The following is a 25,237-nucleotide window of genomic DNA, read 5'->3' as shown; positions in this document are numbered from 1 at the left end:
ATGCTTCGACTCCGCTCAGCATGACAGTAAAAAAAAAATACAGTTAGTATTAGCGTTGTCATGCTGAGCGGAGTCGAAGCATTATATTACGTAATGTGGTGACAACAATAAGCAAAATCCGGTAAACATCTACTCTAGAACTCTCAAACCCTCCGACTCTCAAACTCTTTATTCTTCCCTGTTTACCAAATCCATAGAAAACGCAGGAAGGCAGATGGCTATATATTCGCAAGGTTCTGAGAAAGGGTTGCTGTAACGAACTCTAGCTCCTTTTTCTATCAAAATACTCTGTCCTTTTTCAAGAATGACGATTTCTCCATCTATCTCAAACTGCTTTTTTCCTGAAACAATAAGGGTAAACTCATCGAATTCGGGAGTCTGATGCGGTTCGCTCCAATCCGGTGGCGCTACCATGTGGGCAATGGAAACATTTGAATTTCCTGTAGAATTTCCCCAGTGTTCTTCAATTAATTTTCCGTCTGTGGTAGGTACTACAAAAGGTGATGTTTGGATTTTATATTTTTTCATGAATGGTCTTCTTTTTTTATTTCATAGACAAAATTGGTTCGTGTAGGCTCTGCAAAATAAGCCACTTCCTCTTCCGCGATCTTCTGTCCACCGATTCTTTCCAGAGCCGTCTGGGAACGGAAATTCTCTTTCCCGATATGGAAATGGACTTTATCTACATACTGGAAGATATAATCAAGCATCAGCTTTTTCACTTGAGGATTAATTCCCTTTCCCCATGATTTTGTTCCATAGAAAGTATAGCCAATAAATATGCGGCTTTCATTTTCATCAAAATCGTAAAAACGCGTACTGCCCAAAACATCACCGGAGGATTTTTCTATTATTTTAAAGGCTCCTTCGCTTTCTATGGCTCCTCTGAAAAAGTTTTCAAAAACTTCTCTCTGATAACGCTCTTTATTGGGGTGCTGCTCCCAAACTCTGGGATCGGAGGCTACTTCATATAAAGACTCAAAATCCCCTTGCTGTAAGGGGATTAATTTATATTCCTGATTTTCTAAAACAGGCTGAATTGAAAATTTCATTATTTAGCTTTTTGTTTTTGCAGCGTCTGCCTCTATTTTCTTGATCTCTTTCAGTTTATCTGCAATCTTGATAACAGCATCCGGTTTTGCAGGTTTTAAAGCAACTTCTGCCTGAGCCATATCCCATTTAATCACCAGATTTCCTGAGTTTTCATCGGTTGGGTTCAAGGTGATTTCAAACCATTCCTGTTTGTCAGCCAGTTTATTTACCGGTACCGTTACATCTACCACATCCTGTTTTGGATCGTAGGTATAAGCACCCCACTGCTGGAAATCTTTATTTAATATCACTTTCCATTCTTTTTCTGTAGGAACGATAAAAAGTCCGTACGTTCCCGCCGGAACCATTTTTCCACCGAAATTAACAGACTGTCCGAATGTGATTTTTGTAGATGAGTTAGCGCCTGCTCTCCAAACCTGTCCGTAAGGAACCAGTTCTCCGAAGATCTTACGCCCTTTCACTCCCGGTCTTCCATAGTCAATACTAATTTTGGACATAGAAAACTGCTGCTCTACCCTCTGACGCGGGCTTGCTGCCGGCACTGAGTAATCCTGAGCAAAGCTTAAAGCCGAAGCTGATATGCAAAGTGCAAATAGTAACTTTTTCACGTGTAAATTTTTGCCTAAATTTACAAAAATCAAAATAAAATAGCCTTCTCTAATTCCAATAATTTTTGCTTTCTCCAGATTCCGCCTGCATAACCTACCAGCTCACCATTTGAACCGATAACACGATGGCATGGTATCAGAATAGCAATTTTATTGATCCCGTTTGCTGTTCCCACCGCACGTATTGCCTTAGGATTTCCTAAGAACTCCGACTGCTGTTTATAGGTTCTGGTTTCTCCCATCGGAATTTCACGCAGAAGCTGCCAGACCTTTTCCTGAAACTCGGTTCCGGTAATGTAGATGGGAACATCAAAAATTTGTCTTTTTCCTTCAAAATATTCTTCCAATTCTTTTTCAAGCTGTATAAAGTGTTTGTGATCTCCTTGTTCGATATCAGCTTTTAATGCTTTTGATAAGGAGATAAATTGTTTTTCAAAATTCTTCCGGTCGGTAAATTCAAGCAGGCAGATTCCTTCTTCAACAGCACAAGCTGCCATTTCTCCCAGCGGAGTCTGTATGGTTTTACGGTAAATGATTTCCATAGTTCTAAATTAATACATATTTGGATCTCTGTAAAAAAACCTTAAATATCCTTCAGAATATTTTCTGCCTGACGAATATGTCTCACATTATGATAAATCACAAACCGAAAAGTATCTCCCAGTTTCAGCTTGATCAACCTGGAAATACTGATGTTGGTTTTAGCAGCATTGAGGTCGATATCTTTTGCTTTTTCCAGCAATTCTATGAGTTGATATTGCTGTTTTATGAACTCGTTCACTACTTCTTTATCCAACTGACTGTTTATCGGATTCATGCTTTTAAAGGTTTTCATTTTGTTAAGTTTTTCCTTGGGAAGCATGCTTTTTGCAAAGTAATTTCCCAACATTCCCGGTTTAAAAATAGGTGTGGGAGAAGTTTTGGAAGAAGAAATTCTGCGGTTGATTTCCGGAATATAAAAATCTCCGTAACGGTTAAGGTGTTCCAGACATTCCAGTACACTCCAGCTTTCATCCGAGACCCTGAAATTCAGCTTATCATCAGTTTCCTGCAGAAGGTTCTCTGCGTATTGTATATGTCTTTTAGTTAATGTTCTCAGCTCATCCAGTAATTGCGATGTAGAAATTTTCATTGTTGATTTTTATACAAATTTCGGAATCAGTTTTTTCTTAAATCTTGACTGAGCTCAAGATTTTTTAAGCCTCGATAAAGTTTCCGGAGACATTCTGAGGTAGTTTGCAATGTATTTATTCGGGACTTCCTGAAACAGCTTCGGACTTCTTTTCAATACCCTCTGATACCGTTCTTTAGGTGAATGGTTTAACAGGTCCTTTTCTCTTTCAATCTGCTGCAGGACGAGATCTTCTAAAACACCGATCCAGAACCTAAGATTTTCTTCATTGGACTGAATAAATGTGTAGAAGTCTTTTTTCAGAGCTTTTCTTACCACTGTTTTTTTAATCGCCTGGATATAAAAATCTGACGGTTTTCCTGAAAGAAATGAATCAAGGGAAACAATGATATTTCCCGTATATCCGAAACGGATGATTCTTTCTTCGTTTTCGTCCATCATAAAGATCCTGATGCTGCCGTTTTCTACAAAATAAATATCGGTGTCGGTACTTCCTGAAATTTTCAGAAACTCATTCCGTTTGAATTCCTTGCTCTCCCAATAAAGACCACTGTTAAGCAGTTTTTGAATCATTTGATATTAGTATTTGCTGTTCCAAAGATAATAGGTAATTTTAAAATTCCGGAATTTAACCTATAATCACATCAGAATGTTCAGAAAATCAAGCATTATCTTACTCCTTTCTGCAGGTCTTTTCAGCATCAATGCACAGCAGACAATCCCGTTCAGAATTACAAAGCATAACAATATCATCATCAAAACACTGGTGAATAAAAAGGATTCTCTGGATCTGATGTTCCAGATCGCTATGAAAGATGCTTCAATTTCTCCAGAACGACAAAGAAAAGCAGACCATATTGTTTTTACTAAAGACGAAATAAGCGATCATAACACGGTTGAGATCGGAAAATTTACTCAAAAAAATGTCCGTTTTTCCGACAATCAACTGGCAGGACATGAAGCAGATGGAAAGATCGGAACGACTCTCTTTGAGGGAAAAGCATTTAAAATTGATTATGATACCAACGAATTTGTTATTTATGACCAAAAGCCTGATCTGAGAGGATATCAACCCATTCCGATACTGTATGATCAGGATGCTTTTTATATTGCAGCCGACAATGTAATTGATGGAGATAAGCAAGAAGAAGCCTATTTTTTACTTCAATCCGGGTATTCAGGAGGACTCTTATACAGCAACGATTTTGCTGCAGAAAAAGAACTTGACAAAAAACTAAAGATCACAGGAGAAAAAACATTAAAAAATTCAAGCGGAAAAAGCATTATTACGAAACAGGGTATCCTTCCTTTTTTGAAAATAGGAAATAGTGTTTTAAAAGATGTTTCAGCAGGTTTTTTTATCGGTGATTTAAAAAAACAGACGGTTAATTATTTGGGTGCGGATCTGTTGCGAAGATTCAACTGGATCTTTGATGCTGACAGAAAAACGGCATATATCAAACCGAGTAAGTATTTTTCAGAACCCTATTATACAATCAATTAGCGGAGCCTATTTAAAATAAGATGGCTCCTTCCAGTTCCAGAAGTTTTTGCTTTCGCCATATTCCTCCCGCATAGCCTACCAGGTCACCATCTGACCCTATCACTCTGTGACAGGGAATAATGATCGCTATTTTATTGATTCCATTAGCTGTTCCTACGGCACGTACGGCTTTAGGGTTGCCCAAAACTTCGGATTGCTGTTTGTAAGTGCGGGTTTCTCCTGTGGGTATTTCAGTTAAAAGGTTCCAGACTTTTTTCTGAAAATCTGTTCCGGTGGTATAAATCGGTACATCAAACTTTATCCGTTTTCCATCAAAATACTCATTGAGTTCTTCTTCCAACTGCTTGAAGTGTTTATTTTCACCCTGAACGATTTCTGCATTCATCACTTTGGACAAATGGACAAACTGCCTGTCTATATTTTTCCGGTCTGTAAATTCCAGCAGACAGATTCCCTCATCACAGGCACAGGCAAACATGGGCCCTAATGGGGTCTCAATCCTTTTCAGATCAATGATGGTCCGGTGACCTGTATGTTTAGGTGTAGTACCAATTACCTCTTTAAAACGCTCGTTGAAGCCGCTTAAACTTTCATACCCTGATTCCAGTGCCACTTCTATGATGCTTTCGCCGTTTTTTATTTTTTTGAATGCTTTATTCATTCTGAATTTTCTTTGAAAAGACTGGAATGTCATTCCATGGTTTTTCAGGAACCAGCGTCTGATGGTTACCGGTTCGATATTTCTTTTCAGAAGGTCTGCGTCTTTGATTTTTAATGATTCGTTCTGCTGAAGTTCATCCAACAAATCCTGAATATATCGGGGTGTTTCATTCAGTTTTTCGAGCGGCCTGCAAATTTTACAAGGTCTGTAGCCGCTTTCTATTGCTTTTTCTGTATTGATAAAGAATTCTACATTTTCTCTTTTGGGCTTTCTGGCAGTACAGGTTGGGCGGCAGAATATACCCGTAGTTTTTACAGCCATCCAGTAAATGCCTTCAAATGAGGAATCTTTCTCTAAAGACGCCTGATACATTCTTTCTTCTGTAAGTTTTATCATGTTTAAAAAATTGGGGAGAAGCTCCCGGTCTCACCGATGTCTTTTAATGTAGTTTCCAATTGCCCATAAATATAACCATTTAAGAAATTTCCGGATGAAATTCTTTTAACGCCTGCTTTTTTAAGGGTATTAAAATCCGGAAGTTCAGGCATAGCCATAACACTGAACGGAAGTTTTGCAGCAGCGGTAAGGCGTTCAATATCCTGTGTTTCAGTAATGTAAGGAACAAAAATCCCGTCCGCTCCCACTTTTTCTATGATTTTCATCCGTTGCAAACTTTCTTCTGCTGCATTGTCTACACCGAGCAGAAACGGATCTATTCTGACATTGACGAAAATCTCAATATTTTGTTCTTTTAGCTTTTGAATAACTGCATTTAATTTATTAAAAAAATCGTCTGCACTTAATAATTTTCTGCTACCTTCAACAATAACACTATCTTCTATATTGATCCCTACAACACCTGCCTTCGCCAGTCTGGAAATGTTTAAAACTATCTCATCAGCCGTTTTCCCATAGCCTCCTTCCAGGTCAACAGATAATGGAATTGATACAGACTTTAAAATTCTTTCAATAATATAAAAATACTCATCAAAGCTTATGTTTTCGCCGTCTTCGTATCCCAAGCTGAATGCTACAGCCGAGCTTGAAGTCGCTACTGCCTGATAGCCCAGTTTTTCATAAACCTTAGCGCTCTGGACATTCCAAACGTTTCCTATCAATAATGGATCATTCTGCTCATGCAGTTCTCTGAATCTCTGGATTGCTGTCATCTTAATTTTTTATCAAAATTAATACAGATGCGGTTTTTGTGCAACCGAAAAACGGACAAGTATTTTTAGGTCATAAAAAAAACCGTAAGAAAACTTACGGAGTTTAAAATGATACTGTCTTTTTCCCTTCCGGATCGAAGTCCAGATCACATTTTTTCAGTTATTGTTCATATCAAATCATCATTTCCCGAGTTTTTTTAAAATTGATTTTGCCCAGGTACTATACATTGGATTCCTTACATCATCTTTCCAGTTAGAGCCATTGCAAAGAATAACTAAACCGCTTTTAGTGGGCATATGCAAAAACATAGAAGCACACCAACCATCGTTTTCACCTGTATGCCCGACAGTTGGAAGATTGTCAAAATTGAAGAACCGGTATCCAAGGCCGCTTTCTCCTTCACTGGAACCGGGCTGGACAGGCTGCTCCATCAATCGTATCGTTTCGGGTTTTAAAACTTTATTTAGTTCTTTTGGATCAGCTGTGATGGATAATTCAGCAAAACGGGCAAAATCTAAAATTGTTGTCTGCAATCCTGCGGCAGCCTGTTCGGTAAATATTCTGTTTTTTATAGGGTTTCCCAATGTATCATACGCAGTGGCGGAATTTGCTTTCATTTCTTCTGTCCAATCGTAGTTACTGTGATTTAATCCCAGAGGCTTAAAAACATTTTTTCTCATGTATTCAGCAAAGTTTTCTCTGGTTCTTTCTTCAAGTAAGAGCTGTGCAAGCGTATAACCACCACCTGAATATTTCCATTTTGTTCCGGGCTCCATGATAACGCTTACGCTTTCCCTGTTTCTTTTTGTTTTTCCTGATAAAGACTCTTCCAGCGATAACAGTTTAGCCCCTTGTTCAGAGCCTCCATATCCATGTACAGAAAGTCCGGCTGTATGGCTTAGGATTCGCCTGAGGGTAACTTTTGATACATCAAATGAGGATTGAGGTAATTTCCAACGGCTTAAATACTGGTTAACAGGATCATCCAATTGGATCATTCTTTTTTCTGTCAGTTGCATAAAGCCCCATGCAGCGACTACCTTTGAAACAGAGCCTACATTAAAAATGGTCTGAGTGGTCACTGGCTTTTTGCTTGCTACATCAGCATATCCAATGCATTGTATCCATGCAATTTTTCCGTTTTTAATAACCGCAACAGCGACTCCGGGAACATTACTTTTTTGGGTATATTCCAAACCAAGTCTTTGAATTTCCGCATAGAGCGAATCTGTTTTCTCAGAAGCAACACCAGCATTAGACTCAGCCGCAATATGCTTTGCAGAGGTGCAGGAAAAAAGGATTCCAATACATATAATAGTGTATAAGAAATTAGATTTGATGTTTATCATTTAGGCTGTATTACTATTAAAATAATTTTCAATGTCTTTAAAATTTTCGCTGATATTCCAAATGTATGCAATGTACAAATTTCCATAATCAGTTGGTAATTAAAATCTTCACAAAACAAAACCCCGCAAGAATACTTACGGGGTTTGAAATTATATCATTTGAATCCGAAATTACATCGTCTCCATTTTGAAACTCATGCTTTCAATTACTTTCAGGATGGCTTCTACCGTATCCATGGATGTTAAACAAGGAACGCCGTTTTCCACACTCATTCTTCTGATCTGGAATCCGTCTCTTTCTACCTGTTTACCTTTGGTCATGGTATTCACTACATACTGTACTTTACCTTTCTGGATCAGATCGATAAGGTTCACATCATCTTCTCCTATCTTGTATCCGATTTTACAAGGAATTCCTTTTTCTTCGAAGAATTTAGCAGTTCCTTCTGTTGCCCAGATTCTGAAGCCAACTTCATGGAATCTTGTCGCCAGATCCGCAGCTTCCTGCTTGTGCTTGTCTGCCACTGTGAATAAAATTGAACCGTGCATCGGAACTTTTCTTCCTGCTGCGATCAGTCCTTTGTAAAGAGCTTTCTCCAATGTGGTGTCTTTCCCCATTACTTCTCCTGTAGACTTCATTTCCGGTCCTAAGGAGATATCTACTTTTGTCAGCTTTGAGAAAGAGAACACAGGAACTTTTACAAAGACTCCTTCTTTATTCGGAACCAATCCATTTTTGTACCCTAAATCTTTCAGTTTCTGACCTAAAATAGCTTTTGTTGCCAGGTTAGCCATCGGTACTTCAGTAATTTTAGATAAGAAAGGAACTGTTCTTGATGAACGCGGGTTCACTTCAATCACATATACATTTCCTTCGAAAAGAACATACTGGATATTCATTAAACCGATCACATTCAATCCTTTGGCCAGTCTCTGGGTATAATCTACCAGAGTATCAATTTCCTGTTGTGAAACATTCTGAGGCGGATACACGGCGATTGAATCTCCGGAGTGAACTCCCGCTCTTTCGATATGTTCCATAATCCCAGGGATAATTACCGTTTCACCGTCGCAAATGGCATCTACTTCCACTTCTTTTCCGGTAATGTAACGGTCTACCAAAACCGGGTGCTCCGGGCTGGCATCTACCGCAAATTCCATATAATGGGCCAATTCGCTTTCGGTGTACACAATTTCCATTGCTCTACCTCCCAGAACATAACTTGGACGAACCAAAACCGGATACCCGATCTCACTGGCTATTTTAATGGCTTCTTCTTTTGATGTTGACGTTTTTCCTAAAGGCTGTGGAATTCCCATTTCCTGAAGGGCTTTTTCAAATTTATCTCTGTTTTCAGCTCGGTCTAAATCTTCCAGTGAAGTTCCCAGAATTTTCACACCGTAACTTGCCAGTTTATCTGCTAAATTGATCGCTGTCTGACCTCCAAACTGAACCACCACTCCCATTGGTTTTTCAAGATCAATGATATTCATTACATCTTCTTCCGTTAAAGGTTCGAAGTATAATTTATCTGAAATCGAGAAGTCTGTAGAAACCGTTTCCGGGTTGTTGTTGATGATAATCGCTTCGTAACCCATCTCTTTGATCGCCCAAACCGAATGAACCGTTGCATAGTCGAACTCAACTCCCTGCCCGATTCTGATAGGTCCTGAACCCAGAACGACCACCTTTTGCTTATCCGTTACTATACTTTCATTTTCTTCTTCATAAGTTCCGTAGAAATAAGGGGTTTCACTTTCAAATTCCGCTGCACACGTGTCTACCATTTTGTAAACCGGTATCACCCCGTTTTCTTTTCTGAAATTATATACTTCTCTCTGGGAAGATCCCCATAAATGAGCGATATTCTGATCTGAGAAACCTAATTTTTTAGCCTGAACTAAAATTTCTTTGTCGAATTGATGAGCAGCTATTTCTTTTTCAAAATCAACAAGTTTCTTTAATTTCCATATGAAGAATTTATCAATTTTACTCCATTCTACAATTTGTTCCCAATCGTAACCTCTTCTCAGGGCATCACAGATAATGAACAGTCTTTCATCGTCACAAACTCTGATTCTTCTTTCGATATCTTCGTCCGTTAAAGCGGCAGCCTGTTTTGTTTTTAATCCCAGGTGTCTTAAGCCTGTTTCTAAGGAACGAACGGCTTTCTGTAATGATTCCTCGAAGTTTCTCCCGATGGCCATTACTTCTCCAGTCGCTTTCATCTGTGTAGACAGTCTTCTGTCCGCTGTTTCGAATTTATCGAAAGGGAATCTCGGGAATTTTGTCACCACATAGTCAAGGGCTGGTTCAAAACATGCATATGTTTTTCCTGTCACAGGATTCATGATCTCGTCAAGTGTTAAACCGACTGCAATCTTCGCTGCAATTTTTGCGATCGGATATCCTGTCGCTTTACTTGCCAAAGCTGATGAACGGGAAACTCTAGGGTTCACCTCGATGATATAGTAGTTGAATGAATGCGGGTCTAAAGCCAGCTGTACATTACATCCGCCTTCAATTCCTAAGGCTCTGATGATCTTTAGGGAAGCGTTTCTCAATAACTGATACTCTCTGTCAGAAAGTGTCTGAGAAGGCGCCACTACGATAGAATCCCCAGTGTGAACTCCTACCGGATCTATATTTTCCATGTTACAAACCACAATCGCATTGTCGTTGGCATCACGCATTACTTCGTATTCAATTTCTTTGAAACCTGCAATTGATCTTTCAATAAGACATTGCGTCACCGGACTGTACTTTAATCCTAATTCAGCAATTTCTTTCAACTCGGCTTCTGTAGAAGCGATACCGCCTCCGGTTCCTCCCATGGTAAAGGCAGGACGAACAATCACCGGATACCCGATCTCATCAGCGAAACGGATCGCTCCTTCTACTGTAGTTACAATGTCTGATTCCGGAACCGGCTCATTCAGTTCTCTCATCAGCTCACGGAAAAGATCTCTGTCTTCCGCTCTGTTGATCGCAGAAAGTGTAGTTCCTAATACTTCTACCTTACATTCCTCAAGAATTCCTGATTTTTCCAGTTCTACCGCCATATTCAGACCTGTCTGGCCTCCTAATGTAGGCAGCAAAGCGTCGGGACGTTCTTTTCTGATGATGTGACTTACAAACTGAAGGGAAATCGGTTCAATATATACTTTATCTGCGATTTCCACATCCGTCATAATGGTTGCCGGGTTTGAGTTGATCAAAATCACCTTGTAGCCTTCTTCTCTCAAAGACAGGCAAGCCTGTGTTCCTGCGTAATCAAATTCAGCTGCCTGACCGATGATGATGGGTCCTGAACCGATTACTAAAATTGTTTTTATATCTGTACGTTTTGCCATTTTTCTTTTTGTTGTAGAGTCAAGATTCTAGAGCCAAGAGCCAAGATTCCGGACTTTTATTTTAAATTATTTTTAAATGAATAAATCATTCTCTGAATTTCAGAAACTTCACTTAGTAAAGCATTTATTTTTTCTTCCGGTAAGAGATTTAGTTCCCTAACCAAGATTAGCTGTGTCTGCAGTTCAAAAGCTGAACCCAGAGCAACCGCCAGAAAATGATTAAACTCTTTACGTCCATTTCTACCAGAACCTTCCGCAATATTAGAAGGAATAGAAACTGCTGATCTTTTAATTTGAGAAATCAAACCATACTTTTCATCGTTACTAATTTCCTGACAGATAATGTAAACATTTTTTGCCAGTACGATAGATTTCTGCCAGAAAAGTAATTTCTCAAAATTGTGCATCTGTAGTCTATTAATCTTAATTCTTACGTCTTGGTTCTTGTGTCCTGATTCTTGGTTCTTATTTTTTAAATCCCTCCATTAAATCAATGAACTCATCAAACAAATAATTCGCATCTTCTGGGCCCGGGCTTGCTTCCGGGTGGTACTGAACAGAGAAGCAAGGATGGATCTTGTGTTTCAGACCTTCGTTGGTTCTGTCATTCAGTGCAATGTGGGTTTCAACAAGGTCTGTTCCTTTAAGACTTTCCTGATCTACAGCATAGCCATGGTTTTGAGAAGTGATGGATACTTTGTTTTTTTCCAGATCCAGTACCGGGTGGTTTCCTCCTCTGTGTCCGAACTTCAGTTTAAAAGTTTTTGCACCGCAAGCCAAACCGATCAGCTGATGTCCTAAACAGATTCCGAAGATGGGAACTTTTCCTAATAATCCACGGATCATTTCTAGTGCCTTCGGGTTGTCTTCAGGATCACCGGGACCGTTTGAAAGCATAATTCCGTCCGGATCCATCAATAGGATCTCTTCTGCTGTTGTGTCGTGGGAAACTACAGTGATGTCACAGTTTCTTTGAGACAGCTCTCTGATAATCCCTAGTTTGGAGCCAAAATCCACCAACACTACTTTAAATCCTCTTCCCGGATTGGCGTAAGCTGTTTTTGTAGAAACAGTTTCCACCTGATTAGTTGGGAAAGTTGTAGATTTTAATTCTGCAACAACTTCATTTTCATCAGCTTCAACGTTTACGATTTTGCCCTTCACAACACCTGAATTACGAAGGATTCTGGTGAGTTTTCTGGTGTCAATTCCTGAAATTCCTGAAAGGTTTTTCTTTTTAAATAATTCATCTAAAGTGATCTGAGTACGGAAATTGGAGGGTAGATCGCAAAGCTCTTTTACGATAAGTCCTTTAATAGCCGGCTCGATACTTTCATAATCATCACGGTTAATACCATAATTTCCGATAAGCGGATAGGTCATGCAAACAATCTGACCGCAGTATGACGGATCGGAGATTAACTCCTGATAACCGGTCATTCCGGTATTGAAAACTACTTCTCCGGCAGTTTCCAATTCTGCTCCGAAACCTTCTCCATGAAATACTTCACCGGACTCCAGTATTAATTTTTTCTTCATTTTATTTATCTCTTTATTCTATTTTTATTCTGTCTAATTTATTTTGTACAATATATAATGTCAGTTGTATAGTGTATGTCCACTTTGTACATTATACTTTTTACAATTATTTAAAGGTATACCCTTCTTTTTCCAGGGTTTCTTTCAAAATTGCCATTCTTGCGAATACGCCGTTCTGCATCTGTTTAAAAATTCTTGAACGTTCACATTCTACAAGGTCTGTATCAATCTCAACACCTCTATTGATGGGTGCGGGATGCATAATGATCGCACCGTCTTTCATTGCTTTTTCTCTTTCTTTCGTCAAACCATATTTCCTGTGGTATTCGGAAGCGGAATAACTCATTTTTGCATCGTGTCTCTCATGCTGGATTCTTAATAACATGAGTACATCTACCTCAGAAATTAGCTGATCTACAGGCAAGTAAGTTCCGTTAATTAAAGCACCTTCATCAAACCAGTCCTCCGGTCCGGAGAAATATACTTTAGCCCCTAATTTTCTTAATGCTTGTGCATTGGAGTTGGCTACCCTGCTGTGCTTTACATCTCCAACAATTCCTATTTTCAGTCCTTCGAATTTTCCGAATTCCTGAAAGATCGTCATCAGATCCAGCATGCACTGGGATGGATGGTTTCCTGTTCCGTCTCCTCCGTTGATCACCGGAATATTAATGTTATTTAACTCTTCAAAATACCTGTCTTTTTTATCTCTGATTACTACCAGATTTACACCCAGGCTTTCAATCGTCTTAACAGTATCATAAAGACTCTCCCCTTTGTTTACAGAACTGTGGGAGGCATCAAAAGGCACTACCTGCAGGCCCAGCTTTCGTTCTGCAATATCAAAGCTTGTCTTTGTTCTTGTACTGTCTTCAAAGAAAAGATTTGAGCAGAAAATTTCTCCTTCAATTTTTGCAGTTTTCCCGTTGGCAAAAGCCAGTGCTTCTGTCAGTATACTGTTGATTCTCTCGGTGCTTAGTTCTGTAATCGTAAACATAATTCTTAATTTTTGAGCATAAAAAAAGCGAAGACAACATCTTCGCTAATAATAATAAATATCGTAAAGGGCGCTTTCGCCCGGTAAATCTAATGATATAAATACTCTTTTATTCATTAGGTGCAAAGATACAAAAATTTCACGAACCTACAAAACCAAAGTTTAAAATAAATTAAAACCTCTTAATCATTCCTTATTTTCATTTATAATTGATAATTTTGTTAAAACTCAAACCTGTTTTATGGATTTAAAAGACAAAATGATTCTCAGTATTATTCAGGAAGACTCTACTTTATCTGTGAAAGAAATTTCAGAAAGGATCGGTCTTACGTTTACTCCAACTTATGAACGTATCAAACAATTAGAGAAGCAGGGTATTATTGAGAAATATGTTGGTCTTTTGAACCGTGAAAAACTGGGTCTGAACATTGTCGTCTACTGCAATGTCCGTCTTAAAGAGCAATCTCAGAAAGTACTGGAAACTTTTGAAAAAAACATTATGAAACATGATGAAGTCCAGGAAATCATCAGTCTTTCCGGTGAATACGACTACATGCTGAAGATTATTGCAAAGGACATTAATTCTTACAATGACTTTGCGGTGAATGTGATCTCAAATATTCCAAATATTGGCCAGTACCACAGTTCTATTGTCCTTCACGAGGTGAAAAAATCCACTAAGTTTAAAATTGATCTGGACTAATTCTTTGCCAGATCAATATACCTTCTATTAAAGATGCTTTGACTCCGCTCAGCATGACATCGCTACAAAATGACGTTTAGTATTAGATTGGTCATGCTGAGCGGAGCCGAAGCATCTGATCAAACTTTTAATCAACTTTAAAAATCCAAGTGATAAAAATTATTAACCCGATAATTTATTCTTCAGTTTGTTGAACTGATATTCTATTTTATCCAGACAAAGATTTCCTATGCTTCCCTGATGGGTATGATTTAGATTTCCAACTTCAAACTCAAATTCATTATTTTCAATCTCCTGCCCTACTTTTACATAAGCATCACGGAATGAGCTTCCTTTTTTCACCTCTTCATTAATCTTCTCAACACTGAAAAGGTATTTGTACTTCTCATCTTCCAAAATTCCATCTTTAACCTGAATATTCGGAAGGGTGTAACTTAAGATTTCCAGGCATTCTTTCAATGAATCGATAGCCGGGAAAAGAATTTCTTTTGTCAGCTGTACATCTCTGTGATAACCTGACGGTAAATTATTTGTCAGTAAAATCAATTCATTCGGCAAAGATTGAATTCTGTTGCATCGCGCACGAACCAGCTCAAAAATATCCGGATTTTTTTTGTGAGGCATAATGCTGCTTCCTGTAGTAAATTCTTTGGGAAAGCTTATAAAATCGAAGTTTTGACTTAAATATAAGCATACATCATAAGCAAACTTCCCAAGCGTTCCTGCTAAAGTAGCCATTGCCATAGACAGCATTTTTTCGGATTTCCCGCGGGTCATCTGCGCGTATACAGAATTATAGTTCATAGACTGAAAACCTAAGTTGTAAGTCGTACTTTCACGATCAATCGGGAAAGAGGAACCGTATCCTGCTGCTGAACCCAGAGGATTTTTATTGATAATATTCTTCACCGAAAACAACAGTTCAACATCATCCAGCAATGCTTCGGCATACGCTCCAAACCATAATCCAAACGAAGACGGCATTGCAATCTGAAGGTGGGTATAGCCTGGAAGCAATTTATTTTTGTGTTGATCGGCCAGTTTGATTAAAGTCTGGAAAAACTCATCAGTCAAAGATGTTATTTCGCGGATCTCATCCAGCAGATAAAGTTTGATATCTAATAAAACCTGGTCATTTCTGGATCTTGCCGTATGGATTTTTTTTCCGGTATCGCCTAATTTTTCAATTAATATCGCTTCAACCTGAGAATGGATATCTTCTGCTTCTTTATCGATCTCAAAGTTTCCGTTCTCGATATCTTTTAAAATATCTGCCAAAACAGAAAGCATCTGTTCTGATTCTTCACCGGAGATAATTCCGGTTTCTGCCAACATCTGGCAGTGCGCCATGGAACCTTTAACATCATATTTTGCTAAACGTTCGTCAAAGTCAAGATCTTTCCCGACTGTAAATTTGTTGACTAATATATTGGTGGCCAGGTCATCCTTCTGCCATATTTTTTTCATAATACTCTTTTTACAATATTCAATTCGTTTCAACCTGCCCAGCAGAGCATCCTTATTATTAAACTATAAAAAAACATCTCCACATTCAAAAGCCTTCGTCTTTAATTTTCTTTTTTGCATAAATCTTTATTAAAAACTAGACTTTTTTGCCTGCTGAGCCTGGTTAAAACATTTATTTTTTTTAGATATTAGAAGTAGAAATTAGATATCAGTACTAAGGTGTATGCATAATTTTCCGGAATCTAACTTCTAATTTCTAACCTCTAACTTCTCTTTTTATAAAACTTTTTCTAAGATCCTTATATAGATCTCGATTCCTTCTTCAATCTCTTTTATATAGATATATTCATCTGCCGTGTGGGAGCGCCTGCTGTCACCAGGGCCAATTTTCACGGACGTACATGGAATGATGGCCTGGTCAGATGATGTTGGTGAACCGTATGTTGTCCTTCCAATTTCCAGACCTGCCTGAACAAAAGGGTGATCCATCTCAATTTTTGAGGAATTTAACCTTAAAGACCTGGCCTTTAATGATGATTTCATCTGTGACTGAATGATCTCAAAAGCTTCCTTATTGGAATATTCATCGGTAACCCTTACATCCAAAGTAAAAGTGCAGGCTTCCGGAACTACATTATGCTGAACACCAGCGTGAATGCCTGACAATGTAACCTTAACTTCCCCTAAATAATCGGAAATCTTCGGAAATCTGAAGTTCAGAATATTGTGAAGATCCTCCATACATTTTACAATGGAGTTATCATCATTCGGATGAGCAGCATGAGAAGGAGTTCCTTTCATTTCCCCGTCTATCACCAGCAGTCCTTTTTCCGCGATCGCCAAATTCATCTGCGTGGGTTCTCCTACAATGGCAAATTCGATGTTCGGAAGCTGTGGAAATAAGGCCTCAATTCCATCAAATCCTGAAATCTCCTCCTCAGCTGTCAAAGCAATCACTAAATTATATTTTAAATCTTCTTTCTCATAAAAATGTAAAAAGACCTGAGCCATGGAAACCAGAGAAGCTCCGGCATCATTACTTCCCAAACCGTACAGTTTTCCGTCCTGCTCAACCGGAAGAAACGGATCCATCGTGTAGGCTTTATTGGGCTTTACCGTATCATGGTGGGTATTCAGCAAAACAGATGGCTTGGATGCATCAAAGTTTTTATTAACTGCCCAGATGTTGTTTTTAAAACGTTTTGCAGGAATATGATGTTTCTTAAAAAAGTTTTCAATTTCCACAGACGTATTATATTCATCTTTGCTGAATGACGGAATTGCAATCAGTTTTTTAAGCAATTCAACTGCCTGAGTCAGTAGCTCTTCTTTACTATAAACAGATTTCAGTTCCTCCATGATGGTTTTGTATATGGTTTTTTAATTGGGTTTCTTTAATTAAGAACACCTTGTTTACCTTATTTTTTACAGCTCCGAGAGCATTTTCAAGTTTGGGTAAAATTCCTTTATGAAGTTTTCCCGCTTCTTTTAAAGCAGAAAACTCTTCTGCGGATACCCTTTTTATAACGGATCCAGGATCTTCAACATTTTCTAAAACTCCTTCTTTATCAAAACAATATAATAATTCCACATCATATTTTGAAGATAAAGCCTGGGCAATGACCGAAGCAATCGTATCTGCATTGGTATTAAAAAGATTTCCTTTTTTGTCATGGGTAATCGCTGAAAAAACAGGGACAAGTTGTAGTTTAATTAATTTTGAAATCAATTTCCTGTTCACACTTTTCTTCTCAATATCGCCTACAAATCCGAAATCTATTTCTGCATATTCTCTTTTTTTGGCTTTAATCAAATTCGCATCAGCTCCGGAAAAACCTATTGCCCTGCATTTTTTCTGCTGAAGTTTTGCCACAATATTTTTATTGATTCCTCCTGCATACACCATCGCCACAATATCCAGCGTATCTTTATCCGTAATTCTTCGTCCGTTGATCATTTTTTGTTCAACGCCCAATTTATCTGCTAAAGTGGTTGCTAATTTTCCGCCTCCATGAACCAAAATTTTCTTTTCCTTAATTTCAGAAAACTGCTCTAAAAATTGGTCAAGCAACTCTGGATCGTCAATCAGAGCACCACCTATTTTTATGATGTATAATTTTTCTTTCATTGTCAACGTTTTTGAAATTCTTGCTCTTTTTCTAATCCTTGTCCTTGACAAGGATTGATTTCCATTATTTAGAATTCAATTCATCCAAAATTTCTGAAAAAACCGCTTGCGCAGAGAAAATTCTGTTTTTGGCCTGCTGATAGATAATTGAGTTTTCTCCGTCCATTACTTCATCACTTAGTTCTACATTACGACGGACAGGGAGACAGTGCATTACTTTTGCATGATTCGTATTTTCCAGCTTTTCTCCGGTCAGCATCCAGCTGTCTTTCACTTCCGGCATAGCTGCATAGTCATCGAAAGAAGACCAGTTTTTGACATAGATAAAATCTGCATCTTTTAAAGCTTCATCCTGGCTATGGATCACTTTAATATCTTTTGTAAATTTCTTATCGAGATCATACCCTTCGGGATTAGCGATCACAAAATCAACATCCATTTCCTGCATCCATTCTGCAAAAGAGTTTCCAACAGCCTGGGCAATGGGTTTGATGTGCGGTGCCCATGTCAAAACCACTTTCGGTTTACGGTCTTCCTTCCAGTTTTCTGTGATGGTAATACAGTCTGCCAAACTTTGAAGCGGGTGTCGCGTTGCCGATTCCAGAGAAATCACAGGCACTTTAGCGTGCTGCTCAAACTGACTCAGGATACTTTCATTAACATCATCTTCCTTAGACTTCATTCCCGCAAAACAACGTACTGCAATGATATCACAATATTGGTTTAATACTTCTATTGCATCTTTGATATGTTCAACGGTGTCACCGTTCATTACGGCTCCGTCTGCAAACTCCAGATTCCAGGCTTCCTGAGCTGCATTTAAAGTCAGGACATTTAAACCTAAATTTTGAGCGGCAATCTGGCTGCTTAAACGTGTTCTTAAACTCGAATTCAAAAATACCAGGCCTATTGTTTTTCCCTTTCCTTTTTCTGTTTCGGAATGAGGGTTTTCTTTAATTTGTAAAGCTTTTTTTATGATTTCCTGTAAGTTTTCTACATCGCTTACAGAGGTGAATTTTTTCATTTGATGATTTTTTTAATTAATTGTGATAATCTTAACCCCATTTGTGGTTTAAACCTTATCTAAAACTACTTTTAAAGCACCGACAAAAAGATCTGTTTCCTCTTTGCCAATATTGAGAGCCGGAAGGATCCTTAAGACACTTTTGTCATTGGAATTTCCTGTAAAAATGTGATGATCGTATAATAGACTTTTCCTCACTTCGGAACAGTCCTGATCCAACTCTACTCCAATCATTAAACCTTTCCTTCGGATGGATTTAATATGGGGAAGGCCTTTAATTTCGTTTTCAATATAATCACCCATTTGCTGAGCATTGACCATAAGATCTTCCTCCTTCATCACATCCAGAACCGCAATTGCAGCAGCACAGGCTAAGTGATTCCCTCCGAAAGTGGTTCCCAATAAACCGTTACTTGCCTCAAACTTCGGATGAATCAAAACACCTCCGATCGGGAAACCATTTCCCATTCCTTTTGCTGTCGTGATCATATCCGGTTCGATCCCAAATTCCTGATGGGCAAAGAAATATCCGCTTCTTCCGTACCCTGACTGAACTTCATCAAGAATCAAAGCTGCATCATATTTTTCGCACAGTTCTTTAATTTTGGATAAGAATTCTGCTGTTGGGATCATAATTCCACCTACGCCCTGAATTCCTTCAATAATGACGGATGAAATTTCACTTCCCTGAGTTTCAAAGATCTCTTCAAGCTGTTCGATATCATTCCATTCAGATTTGATAAATCTTTCAGAAAAATTAACCGGAGCAACAATTTTTGGATTATCTGTCACAGAAACCGCCGCAGAAGTTCTTCCATGGAAGGATCCTGAGAAATAAAGCACTTTACTTTTCCCATTATGGAAAGATGCCAGTTTTAATGCATTTTCATTAGCTTCAGCTCCTGAATTACACAGAAAAAGATTGTAATCTTCATAGCCTGAAAGCTTGCCCAATTTATCAGCCAGTTCAGTCTGTAATTCATTCTGAACCGAATTTGAATAGAAAGATATTTTCTCCAGCTGCTCTTTCAATTGAGTTTGATAATGCGGATGATTGTGTCCGATGGAAATCACTGCGTGACCGCCATAAAAATCGAGATATTTTTCTCCTTTATCATCCCAAAGGAAAGATCCCTGGGCTTTTACAGGGTTTATGTTGAATAATGGATATACGTTGAATAAATTCATTTTTTTTGTTTTAATTAATTTCTTTTGTCTTGAAACAAAAGAAACAAAAGTTCAAGACCTGAAAACTTCCGCTAAAAATTATTTCTATTCTCTAAAAATTCTAAAACTTGCGCGAATTCGGCATCTGTTATTCGACTTAATATTTATCTCGCGCTTCAAACAGTAGAATTTTCTTAACGTTCATAGAAAAAATTTTCTTAACGCTCCATTTTCCTAAGTCGAATATTTCGGTTTTTCAATTCACAATTGACTTATTGACCATTCACTTTTTTAAAATGCTATCGGCTTTAAGTTCAATCCCAGGTTTTCTTCCCAACCCATCGCTATATTCATATTTTGTATGGCCTGTCCGGAGGCACCTTTTAACAAATTGTCAATCGCTGAGTGAATGACTGCTACATTTCCACTCTTTTCTATATGAATCACACAGCGATTGGTGTTGACAACCTGCTTTAAATCAATTGCATTTTCACTTACCTTCACAAAAGGCTCCTCTTCATAAAAATCCTGATACAACTGAATGATATCTGAAAGTACTAATTCTGTTTTCACTGTAGAGCTTGTAAAAATTCCTCTTGCAAAATCTCCTCTCCATGGAACAAAATTCAGACTGACAGCTTTATGGTTGAATGAAACCAACTGCTTTAAAACCTCATCCACATGCTGATGCGTCAATGTTTTGTAAGCTGAAATATTATCGTTCCTCCACGTAAAATGAGTCGTTGCCTGTAAAGATTGTCCCGCACCTGTTGAACCTGTAATTCCTGTTGTATAAACCTCATCCAGCAAACCTTCTTCTGCTAATGGAAGAAGAGCCAATTGAATAGCTGTTGCAAAACATCCCGGGTTGGCAATGCTTTTTGCTCCTGCCAGATTTTTTTTATTGATTTCAGGAAGTCCGTAGATAAAATTTCTGTTTCCAAAGCTTCCATCCAGACGGAAATCGTTCCCTAAATCAATGACTAAAGTTTCATCTTTAACAGGATTCTGGCTCAACCAGTTCTGACTTTCCTTATGAGGAAGGCATAGGAATAAAATATCCACATCTTGCGGCCTGTCCGTTAAAACCTGCTCACAAACTGCCGCTAAATCCGGGTACAAATCTGAAATCTTTGTTCCCGAATTGGAACGGCTATATAAAAAACTCAATGTCACATTGGGATGAAACGCCAGCACACGGACCAATTCACTTCCTGTGTAGCCGTTGGCGCCTACAATTCCTACTTTTTTCATATGATTTTTTTGATCGACAGGAGTTCATCCTATCATTGGTTAAATCCCTCTTTTAAAACTCTTTATTTTGAATTGATCTGGTGGTATATGTTTAAAGAATTGCTTACAATTTTTGTATATCCTTTTACATCTTCTCCCGTCCAGGCTCTGTTGGCTTCACCATAGCTTCCGAATTTATCAGACATTAGATCGTGAGCAGATTCAATTCCATTCAAAACAAACCTGTATGGATAAAGGGTTACAAATACTTTTCCGCTGACCGTTTCCTGAGAATCCGTTAGGAAAGATTCAATATTTCTCATCACAGGATCCAGGAATAATGCTTCGTGAAGCCAGTTTCCATACCAGTCGGAAAGTTGGGACTTCATCATCTGCTGGTATTTTGAAAGCGTATGTTTTTCCAATAAATGATGCGCTTTGATGATCACTGATGCCGCTGCTGCCTCAAATCCTACTCTTCCTTTAATTCCAACAATAGTATCTCCAACATGAATATCACGACCGATTCCATAAGCGGAAGCCAGTTCTTCAATTTTTTGAATTGCTTTCACGGAATGTTCAAAATGTTCTCCGTTTACCGCTACAACCTCACCGTTTTTAAATTCAATTTCCAGTTCTGACGGCTGAGTTTCTTTAATTTGCGATGGGAAAGCTTCTTCCGGAAGAGAATTTCTCGATGTTAACGTTTCTTTTCCTCCAACTGATGTTCCCCACAATCCTTTATTCACAGAATACTGTGCTTTATGGAACTCCATTTCATACCCATAATTTTTCAGGAATTCAATTTCTTCTTCGCGGGACAGGCTCATATCCCGGATCGGTGTAATGATTTCCTTTTCAGGGCACATCACCTGGAAAATCAGATCAAAACGAACCTGATCATTACCAGCTCCGGTACTCCCATGAGCAATGGCGTCTGCACCGATTTCAATAGCATATTTTGCAATTTCCTGCGCCTGAACCGTACGTTCAGCGCTTACAGATAATGGATAAGTGTTATTTTTCAGCACATTCCCGAAGATCAGATACTTTACGCAAGAATTATAATAATCTTCCTGAGCGTCAACGCACCTGTATTCTTTCACCCCCAGATTGAAGGCTTTTTTCTCCAGTTCTTTTTCTTCTTCTTTAGAAAAACCTCCGGTATTTACAGTCACTGCATACACTTCATATCCCAGTGTTTCACTAAGATATTTTGCACAGTAAGAGGTATCCAAACCTCCGCTAAACGCTAAGACGACTTTCTTTTTCTCCATTGTACTCATCAATTTCGGACTGCTGAATTTCAGTCCCGTTTACTTTATTATTATTTTCAGGAACGAAAAGCATCGCTGTACACAGACAGTTTTTACGTTCCTTTTTCATTAAAATTTCATAGTTCACACAGTTCTTGCAACCGTTCCAGAATTCTTCATCCTGAGTGAGTTCAGAATAAATTACTGGCTTATAACCAAGATCGCTATTGATCTTCATGACCGCAAGTCCTGTGGTCAACCCAAATACTTTTGCATTGGGATATTTTTCTCTAGATAACTGGAAAACTTTATTCTTGATCAAAGTGGCGACTCCCCTGTTCCTGTAGTTCGGAGATACAATAAGTCCTGAGTTTGCTACAAACTGACCGTGCGACCAGGTCTCAATGTAACAGAACCCCACCCATTTGCCGTTTTCAGTAGCAACCACAGCATTGCCTTCTGAAATCTTTTTCGTTAAATATTCGATGGAACGTTTTGCGATGCCCGTTCCTCTACGCTGTGCAGAATCATACATTTCCTGCTGTATTTCACTCACATACATTAGATGTTCGCATGAGGAAATTTCTATTTCCATTTATTTATCTGAATTTTTTGGCAAATTTAAAGCATAATAACTTTAAAAACCAAATTAAAAAGATATTTTTTTTGTTTTAATAGAATATACAGGTAATTTTATCTTTATTGGAAGTTATAATATTGCTAAATTATTATATATTTGCTAAAAACATATAGCTATGGAAAATAAATGTCCTAAATGCAGTGGAAGCACAATTGTAAAAAGCGGAATCATCAACGAGAAACAACGTTTTCTCTGTAAAGACTGCAAATATTACTTTACGGTCAAAAAAATAGGGAAACAGATCGATGACTATTACGTAACCAAGGCTTTACAACTTTATCTTGAAGGATTAAGTTTCCGTGAAATAGAAAGGATTATCGGGGTTTCCCACGTTACGATCAGCTCCTGGATCAAAAAATACAATATCACAAGACCACCCCATTCTGAATTCCATCCCGTTTATAAAATATTAAAACAAAATGAATTGATAGAATATATTGCCAAGGAAGACAACATCAAAAACTCCGGGCTTATCATTACTCAGTTTGCAGATAAGTACATGCTGATTAAATGGGAGAGGTTTAAGAAGTAGAGAAGATTCAAGATTCAAGAGCCAAGAATCAAGATGCAAGACATCAGCTTCGGGAGCTTCAGCCACCAGATATACACTCTCACTAATCATCATTTAACTAAAAACCCTCTTCAGACTCATTTATCCCCAACACTCGAACTCTCCAACCCCGTAACTCGTAACTCACATCTAAAAACCAGATCATTACAGAAAAACTATACTATTACCACTAATATATATTAAATTTTTGTAAATAAATTATTAATTACAATTTGGCTTTCACAAAAAACAACGCCAAAAATTGATAATTTATGAAGAAATTACTTTCATTTATTGGATTAGCCTTAATAAGCAGTTCTTTATATTCACAGGGTTCTCCTGATTACGGAGGCGGATTAAAATTAAACCTCAATCCGGAAGGAGATAAGTACATCCGATTTATTTTATGGGACCAGTTCTGGCTCAGAAATACTCAAATGAACCCCGGAAGTATGGTAGCAGGAGAAGCCACCGACAACTCCTGGAGCCTAGGAAACAGAAGATTACGTGCATTAGTATACGCACAAATCTCCAAAAGATATATGATCCTGGCCCATTTCGGGATCAATAACCAAACCTTCATCAACGGAGGAGCTACAGGCACCACTGGAACAGGAGGTTATGGAAATGGAAAGAAACCACAGCTGTTTTTTCATGATGCATGGAATGAATATGCAGTTATTTTACCTGGAGAAGCCGGAAAATTCAGTTTATCTTTAGGAGCTGGGCTTCATTACTATATGGGACTTTCCCGTATGACCATGGCTTCAACTCTGAATTTTCTTACTGTAGACTCTCCTATTTTCTCATGGCCGTTGATTGATAACTCTGATCAATTTGCAAGACAGCTCGGAATGTTCGCCAAAGGAAAATATGGTAAACTGGAATACCGCTTCAGTTTAAACAAACCTTTTGCAACAGATCTGGTTCCTGTAAATGTTACAGATCCTTCAAGAGCTGCAGCCGTTGACAATAATGGAAATCCTAGCTTTTCAAAAGCAGGTTATGTTGAATACCAATTTCTGGATGAAGAATCCAATACGCTCCCCTTCAAAGTAGGCTCCTATTTGGGGACAAAAAAAGTATTCAATATAGGCGCAGGTTTTTATCATCAGGCTGACGGGACCAGGACTTCTATCAATTCCAATATTGAAAAACATGATATCACGCTTTTAGCAGTGGATGCATTTGCAGACATTCCTTTGGGAAATGCGAAACACAAAATGGCTGTTTCTGCCTATGCCGGATATTATAACTACAATTTCGGTCCCAACTACATCAGAAATCTGGGAACCATGAATATTGCCGCCAATGATCCTAATTTTGCAGGAAACAGAGCTATTGCAGGGCCTGGAAATTTACAACCTATGATCGGAACGGGAAATGTAGTGTATGCTCAGGCAGGCTTACTTCTACCCAACCAAACAGAAAAACCAAAGATCAGAATACAGCCTTTCGCAGCGTATACACACAAAAACTTTGAAGCATTCGACAAATCATCTTCGCAGTTTGATGTGGGTGCCAACTGGTTCATAGACGGACATCACGCAAAAATCACTACGCAATATTCCACAAGACCGGTTTACACCAGTCCTACGGAAAGCCCTTCCTCAAAAGGCGAATTCATTGTACAGTTTCAAATTTATCTTTAAACACAGGATGAACTCAATATCTTAATCCATTAACATCAAAATCAATCAAC

The 25,237-nt window shown here is 38.3% G+C and carries 25 protein-coding genes; 4 read left to right on the top strand and 21 right to left on the bottom strand.

Annotated elements, in window-relative coordinates:
* Nucleotides 1-168 precede the first annotated feature (168 nt).
* From LC418_RS09180 to LC418_RS09155, 6 genes are read right to left on the bottom strand one after another with little or no spacing between them, the layout of a single operon-like run.
* Nucleotides 169-528, bottom strand: coding sequence for a cupin domain-containing protein (locus LC418_RS09180; protein WP_111957528.1), 360 nt, complete (start codon nt 526-528; stop codon nt 169-171).
* Nucleotides 525-1,052 carry a GNAT family N-acetyltransferase gene (locus LC418_RS09175; RefSeq protein WP_223558843.1) on the bottom strand — a complete coding sequence of 176 codons (528 nt, stop codon included), beginning with the start codon at nt 1,050-1,052 and terminating at the stop codon, nt 525-527. Before LC418_RS09175 ends, LC418_RS09180 begins: the two co-directional genes overlap by 4 nt.
* 3 nt (nt 1,053-1,055) lie before the next feature.
* A complete protein-coding gene (locus LC418_RS09170; RefSeq protein ID WP_111957906.1) occupies nt 1,056-1,661 on the bottom strand; it encodes a DUF2911 domain-containing protein in 606 nt (201 codons plus the stop codon).
* A gap of 29 nt (nt 1,662-1,690) precedes the next feature.
* The gene (locus tag LC418_RS09165; RefSeq protein ID WP_223558842.1) at nt 1,691-2,203 is read right to left on the bottom strand and encodes a methylated-DNA--[protein]-cysteine S-methyltransferase; all 513 of its coding nucleotides are present in this window, start codon (nt 2,201-2,203) and stop codon (nt 1,691-1,693) included.
* A 41-nt stretch (nt 2,204-2,244) separates the two neighbouring features.
* Nucleotides 2,245-2,793, bottom strand: coding sequence for a DinB family protein (locus LC418_RS09160; protein WP_223558841.1), 549 nt, complete (start codon nt 2,791-2,793; stop codon nt 2,245-2,247).
* Between the two features lie 54 nt (nt 2,794-2,847).
* Entirely contained in the window at nt 2,848-3,366 is a 519-nt protein-coding gene (locus tag LC418_RS09155) for a Crp/Fnr family transcriptional regulator (protein ID WP_223558840.1), read from the bottom strand.
* 76 nt (nt 3,367-3,442) lie between these two features.
* On the opposite strand from LC418_RS09155, the gene LC418_RS09150 reads away from it, so the two are divergent.
* Complete coding sequence (locus LC418_RS09150) at nt 3,443-4,297, top strand: hypothetical protein (RefSeq protein WP_223558839.1); 855 nt, start codon at nt 3,443-3,445, stop codon at nt 4,295-4,297.
* 10 nt (nt 4,298-4,307) lie between these two features.
* Here LC418_RS09150 and LC418_RS09145 read toward each other — a convergent pair whose 3' ends face one another.
* From LC418_RS09145 to LC418_RS09115, 7 genes are all read right to left on the bottom strand, one after another.
* On the bottom strand, nt 4,308-5,354 hold the full coding sequence (locus tag LC418_RS09145; protein ID WP_223558838.1) for a bifunctional transcriptional activator/DNA repair enzyme AdaA: 1,047 nt from the start codon (nt 5,352-5,354) through the stop codon (nt 4,308-4,310).
* Nucleotides 5,355-5,356: 2 nt separating this feature from the next.
* Entirely contained in the window at nt 5,357-6,127 is a 771-nt protein-coding gene (locus tag LC418_RS09140; protein ID WP_223558837.1) for an isocitrate lyase/PEP mutase family protein, read from the bottom strand.
* A 180-nt stretch (nt 6,128-6,307) separates the two neighbouring features.
* Nucleotides 6,308-7,477, bottom strand: coding sequence for a serine hydrolase domain-containing protein (locus LC418_RS09135; RefSeq protein ID WP_223558836.1), 1,170 nt, complete (start codon nt 7,475-7,477; stop codon nt 6,308-6,310).
* Nucleotides 7,478-7,648: 171 nt separating this feature from the next.
* Nucleotides 7,649-10,831, bottom strand: coding sequence for a carbamoyl-phosphate synthase large subunit (carB, locus tag LC418_RS09130; protein WP_111957546.1), 3,183 nt, complete (start codon nt 10,829-10,831; stop codon nt 7,649-7,651).
* 56 nt (nt 10,832-10,887) lie between these two features.
* Complete coding sequence (locus LC418_RS09125) at nt 10,888-11,238, bottom strand: four helix bundle protein (protein WP_223558835.1); 351 nt, start codon at nt 11,236-11,238, stop codon at nt 10,888-10,890.
* Nucleotides 11,239-11,296: 58 nt separating this feature from the next.
* A complete protein-coding gene (locus LC418_RS09120; protein ID WP_111957550.1) occupies nt 11,297-12,370 on the bottom strand; it encodes a carbamoyl phosphate synthase small subunit in 1,074 nt (357 codons plus the stop codon).
* Between the two features lie 106 nt (nt 12,371-12,476).
* Complete coding sequence (locus LC418_RS09115; protein ID WP_223558834.1) at nt 12,477-13,367, bottom strand: aspartate carbamoyltransferase catalytic subunit; 891 nt, start codon at nt 13,365-13,367, stop codon at nt 12,477-12,479.
* A 241-nt stretch (nt 13,368-13,608) separates the two neighbouring features.
* Between LC418_RS09115 and LC418_RS09110 the strand changes: the two genes are divergently transcribed.
* The gene (locus tag LC418_RS09110) at nt 13,609-14,070 is read left to right on the top strand and encodes an Lrp/AsnC family transcriptional regulator (RefSeq protein WP_111957554.1); all 462 of its coding nucleotides are present in this window, start codon (nt 13,609-13,611) and stop codon (nt 14,068-14,070) included.
* A 162-nt stretch (nt 14,071-14,232) separates the two neighbouring features.
* Here the strand turns inward: LC418_RS09110 and argH are convergent, their stop codons facing one another.
* The 8 genes from argH to LC418_RS09070 all read right to left on the bottom strand — a co-directional run bounded on the left by argH (nt 14,233) and on the right by LC418_RS09070 (nt 22,940).
* Complete coding sequence (gene argH, locus LC418_RS09105) at nt 14,233-15,537, bottom strand: argininosuccinate lyase (protein WP_223558833.1); 1,305 nt, start codon at nt 15,535-15,537, stop codon at nt 14,233-14,235.
* A gap of 276 nt (nt 15,538-15,813) precedes the next feature.
* Complete coding sequence (locus tag LC418_RS09100) at nt 15,814-16,896, bottom strand: M20 family metallo-hydrolase (protein WP_223558832.1); 1,083 nt, start codon at nt 16,894-16,896, stop codon at nt 15,814-15,816.
* On the bottom strand, nt 16,871-17,665 hold the full coding sequence (gene argB / locus LC418_RS09095; protein WP_223558831.1) for an acetylglutamate kinase: 795 nt from the start codon (nt 17,663-17,665) through the stop codon (nt 16,871-16,873). Before argB ends, LC418_RS09100 begins: the two co-directional genes overlap by 26 nt.
* A gap of 64 nt (nt 17,666-17,729) precedes the next feature.
* Nucleotides 17,730-18,689, bottom strand: a complete 960-nt coding sequence (locus LC418_RS09090; RefSeq protein WP_223558830.1) for a Rossmann-fold NAD(P)-binding domain-containing protein — start codon at nt 18,687-18,689, stop codon at nt 17,730-17,732.
* A gap of 48 nt (nt 18,690-18,737) precedes the next feature.
* A complete protein-coding gene (locus tag LC418_RS09085; RefSeq protein WP_223558829.1) occupies nt 18,738-19,877 on the bottom strand; it encodes an aspartate aminotransferase family protein in 1,140 nt (379 codons plus the stop codon).
* A gap of 270 nt (nt 19,878-20,147) precedes the next feature.
* On the bottom strand, nt 20,148-21,110 hold the full coding sequence (gene argC / locus LC418_RS09080) for an N-acetyl-gamma-glutamyl-phosphate reductase (RefSeq protein WP_223558828.1): 963 nt from the start codon (nt 21,108-21,110) through the stop codon (nt 20,148-20,150).
* A 62-nt stretch (nt 21,111-21,172) separates the two neighbouring features.
* Entirely contained in the window at nt 21,173-22,366 is a 1,194-nt protein-coding gene (gene argG / locus LC418_RS09075; protein WP_223558827.1) for an argininosuccinate synthase, read from the bottom strand.
* Nucleotides 22,335-22,940, bottom strand: a complete 606-nt coding sequence (locus tag LC418_RS09070) for a GNAT family N-acetyltransferase (protein ID WP_223558826.1) — start codon at nt 22,938-22,940, stop codon at nt 22,335-22,337. The genes argG and LC418_RS09070 overlap by 32 nt, the downstream gene beginning before the upstream one ends.
* A 160-nt stretch (nt 22,941-23,100) precedes the next feature.
* On the opposite strand from LC418_RS09070, the gene LC418_RS09065 reads away from it, so the two are divergent.
* Nucleotides 23,101-23,517, top strand: a complete 417-nt coding sequence (locus tag LC418_RS09065; RefSeq protein WP_111957574.1) for an IS1/IS1595 family N-terminal zinc-binding domain-containing protein — start codon at nt 23,101-23,103, stop codon at nt 23,515-23,517.
* A 290-nt stretch (nt 23,518-23,807) separates the two neighbouring features.
* The gene (locus tag LC418_RS09060) at nt 23,808-25,187 is read left to right on the top strand and encodes a porin (protein WP_223558825.1); all 1,380 of its coding nucleotides are present in this window, start codon (nt 23,808-23,810) and stop codon (nt 25,185-25,187) included.
* The last annotated feature ends 50 nt before the right edge of the window (nt 25,188-25,237 follow it).

Origin of the sequence: Chryseobacterium lathyri (assembly GCF_019970085.1) — a bacterium.
In the GTDB taxonomy this organism is placed as follows: Bacteria; Bacteroidota; Bacteroidia; order Flavobacteriales; family Weeksellaceae; genus Chryseobacterium; species Chryseobacterium lathyri.
Note: the sequence above shows the minus strand (reverse complement) of the source record. Positions and strands in the feature narration are given on the sequence as shown.

What these genes read in the sequence shown, in the direction of transcription:
- LC418_RS09180 (WP_111957528.1), bottom strand. Translation starts at nt 528, where the DNA reads ATGAAAAAATATAAAATCCAAACATCACCTTTTGTAGTACCTACCACA.
- LC418_RS09175 (WP_223558843.1), bottom strand. Translation starts at nt 1,052, where the DNA reads ATGAAATTTTCAATTCAGCCTGTTTTAGAAAATCAGGAATATAAATTA.
- LC418_RS09165 (WP_223558842.1), bottom strand. Translation starts at nt 2,203, where the DNA reads ATGGAAATCATTTACCGTAAAACCATACAGACTCCGCTGGGAGAAATG.
- LC418_RS09160 (WP_223558841.1), bottom strand. Translation starts at nt 2,793, where the DNA reads ATGAAAATTTCTACATCGCAATTACTGGATGAGCTGAGAACATTAACT.
- LC418_RS09155 (WP_223558840.1), bottom strand. Translation starts at nt 3,366, where the DNA reads ATGATTCAAAAACTGCTTAACAGTGGTCTTTATTGGGAGAGCAAGGAA.
- LC418_RS09150 (WP_223558839.1), top strand. Translation starts at nt 3,443, where the DNA reads ATGTTCAGAAAATCAAGCATTATCTTACTCCTTTCTGCAGGTCTTTTC.
- LC418_RS09145 (WP_223558838.1), bottom strand. Translation starts at nt 5,354, where the DNA reads ATGATAAAACTTACAGAAGAAAGAATGTATCAGGCGTCTTTAGAGAAA.
- LC418_RS09140 (WP_223558837.1), bottom strand. Translation starts at nt 6,127, where the DNA reads ATGACAGCAATCCAGAGATTCAGAGAACTGCATGAGCAGAATGATCCA.
- LC418_RS09135 (WP_223558836.1), bottom strand. Translation starts at nt 7,477, where the DNA reads ATGATAAACATCAAATCTAATTTCTTATACACTATTATATGTATTGGA.
- carB (WP_111957546.1), bottom strand. Translation starts at nt 10,831, where the DNA reads ATGGCAAAACGTACAGATATAAAAACAATTTTAGTAATCGGTTCAGGA.
- LC418_RS09125 (WP_223558835.1), bottom strand. Translation starts at nt 11,238, where the DNA reads ATGCACAATTTTGAGAAATTACTTTTCTGGCAGAAATCTATCGTACTG.
- LC418_RS09120 (WP_111957550.1), bottom strand. Translation starts at nt 12,370, where the DNA reads ATGAAGAAAAAATTAATACTGGAGTCCGGTGAAGTATTTCATGGAGAA.
- LC418_RS09115 (WP_223558834.1), bottom strand. Translation starts at nt 13,367, where the DNA reads ATGTTTACGATTACAGAACTAAGCACCGAGAGAATCAACAGTATACTG.
- LC418_RS09110 (WP_111957554.1), top strand. Translation starts at nt 13,609, where the DNA reads ATGGATTTAAAAGACAAAATGATTCTCAGTATTATTCAGGAAGACTCT.
- argH (WP_223558833.1), bottom strand. Translation starts at nt 15,537, where the DNA reads ATGAAAAAAATATGGCAGAAGGATGACCTGGCCACCAATATATTAGTC.
- LC418_RS09100 (WP_223558832.1), bottom strand. Translation starts at nt 16,896, where the DNA reads ATGGAGGAACTGAAATCTGTTTATAGTAAAGAAGAGCTACTGACTCAG.
- argB (WP_223558831.1), bottom strand. Translation starts at nt 17,665, where the DNA reads ATGAAAGAAAAATTATACATCATAAAAATAGGTGGTGCTCTGATTGAC.
- LC418_RS09090 (WP_223558830.1), bottom strand. Translation starts at nt 18,689, where the DNA reads ATGAAAAAATTCACCTCTGTAAGCGATGTAGAAAACTTACAGGAAATC.
- LC418_RS09085 (WP_223558829.1), bottom strand. Translation starts at nt 19,877, where the DNA reads ATGAATTTATTCAACGTATATCCATTATTCAACATAAACCCTGTAAAA.
- argC (WP_223558828.1), bottom strand. Translation starts at nt 21,110, where the DNA reads ATGAAAAAAGTAGGAATTGTAGGCGCCAACGGCTACACAGGAAGTGAA.
- argG (WP_223558827.1), bottom strand. Translation starts at nt 22,366, where the DNA reads ATGGAGAAAAAGAAAGTCGTCTTAGCGTTTAGCGGAGGTTTGGATACC.
- LC418_RS09070 (WP_223558826.1), bottom strand. Translation starts at nt 22,940, where the DNA reads ATGGAAATAGAAATTTCCTCATGCGAACATCTAATGTATGTGAGTGAA.
- LC418_RS09065 (WP_111957574.1), top strand. Translation starts at nt 23,101, where the DNA reads ATGGAAAATAAATGTCCTAAATGCAGTGGAAGCACAATTGTAAAAAGC.
- LC418_RS09060 (WP_223558825.1), top strand. Translation starts at nt 23,808, where the DNA reads ATGAAGAAATTACTTTCATTTATTGGATTAGCCTTAATAAGCAGTTCT.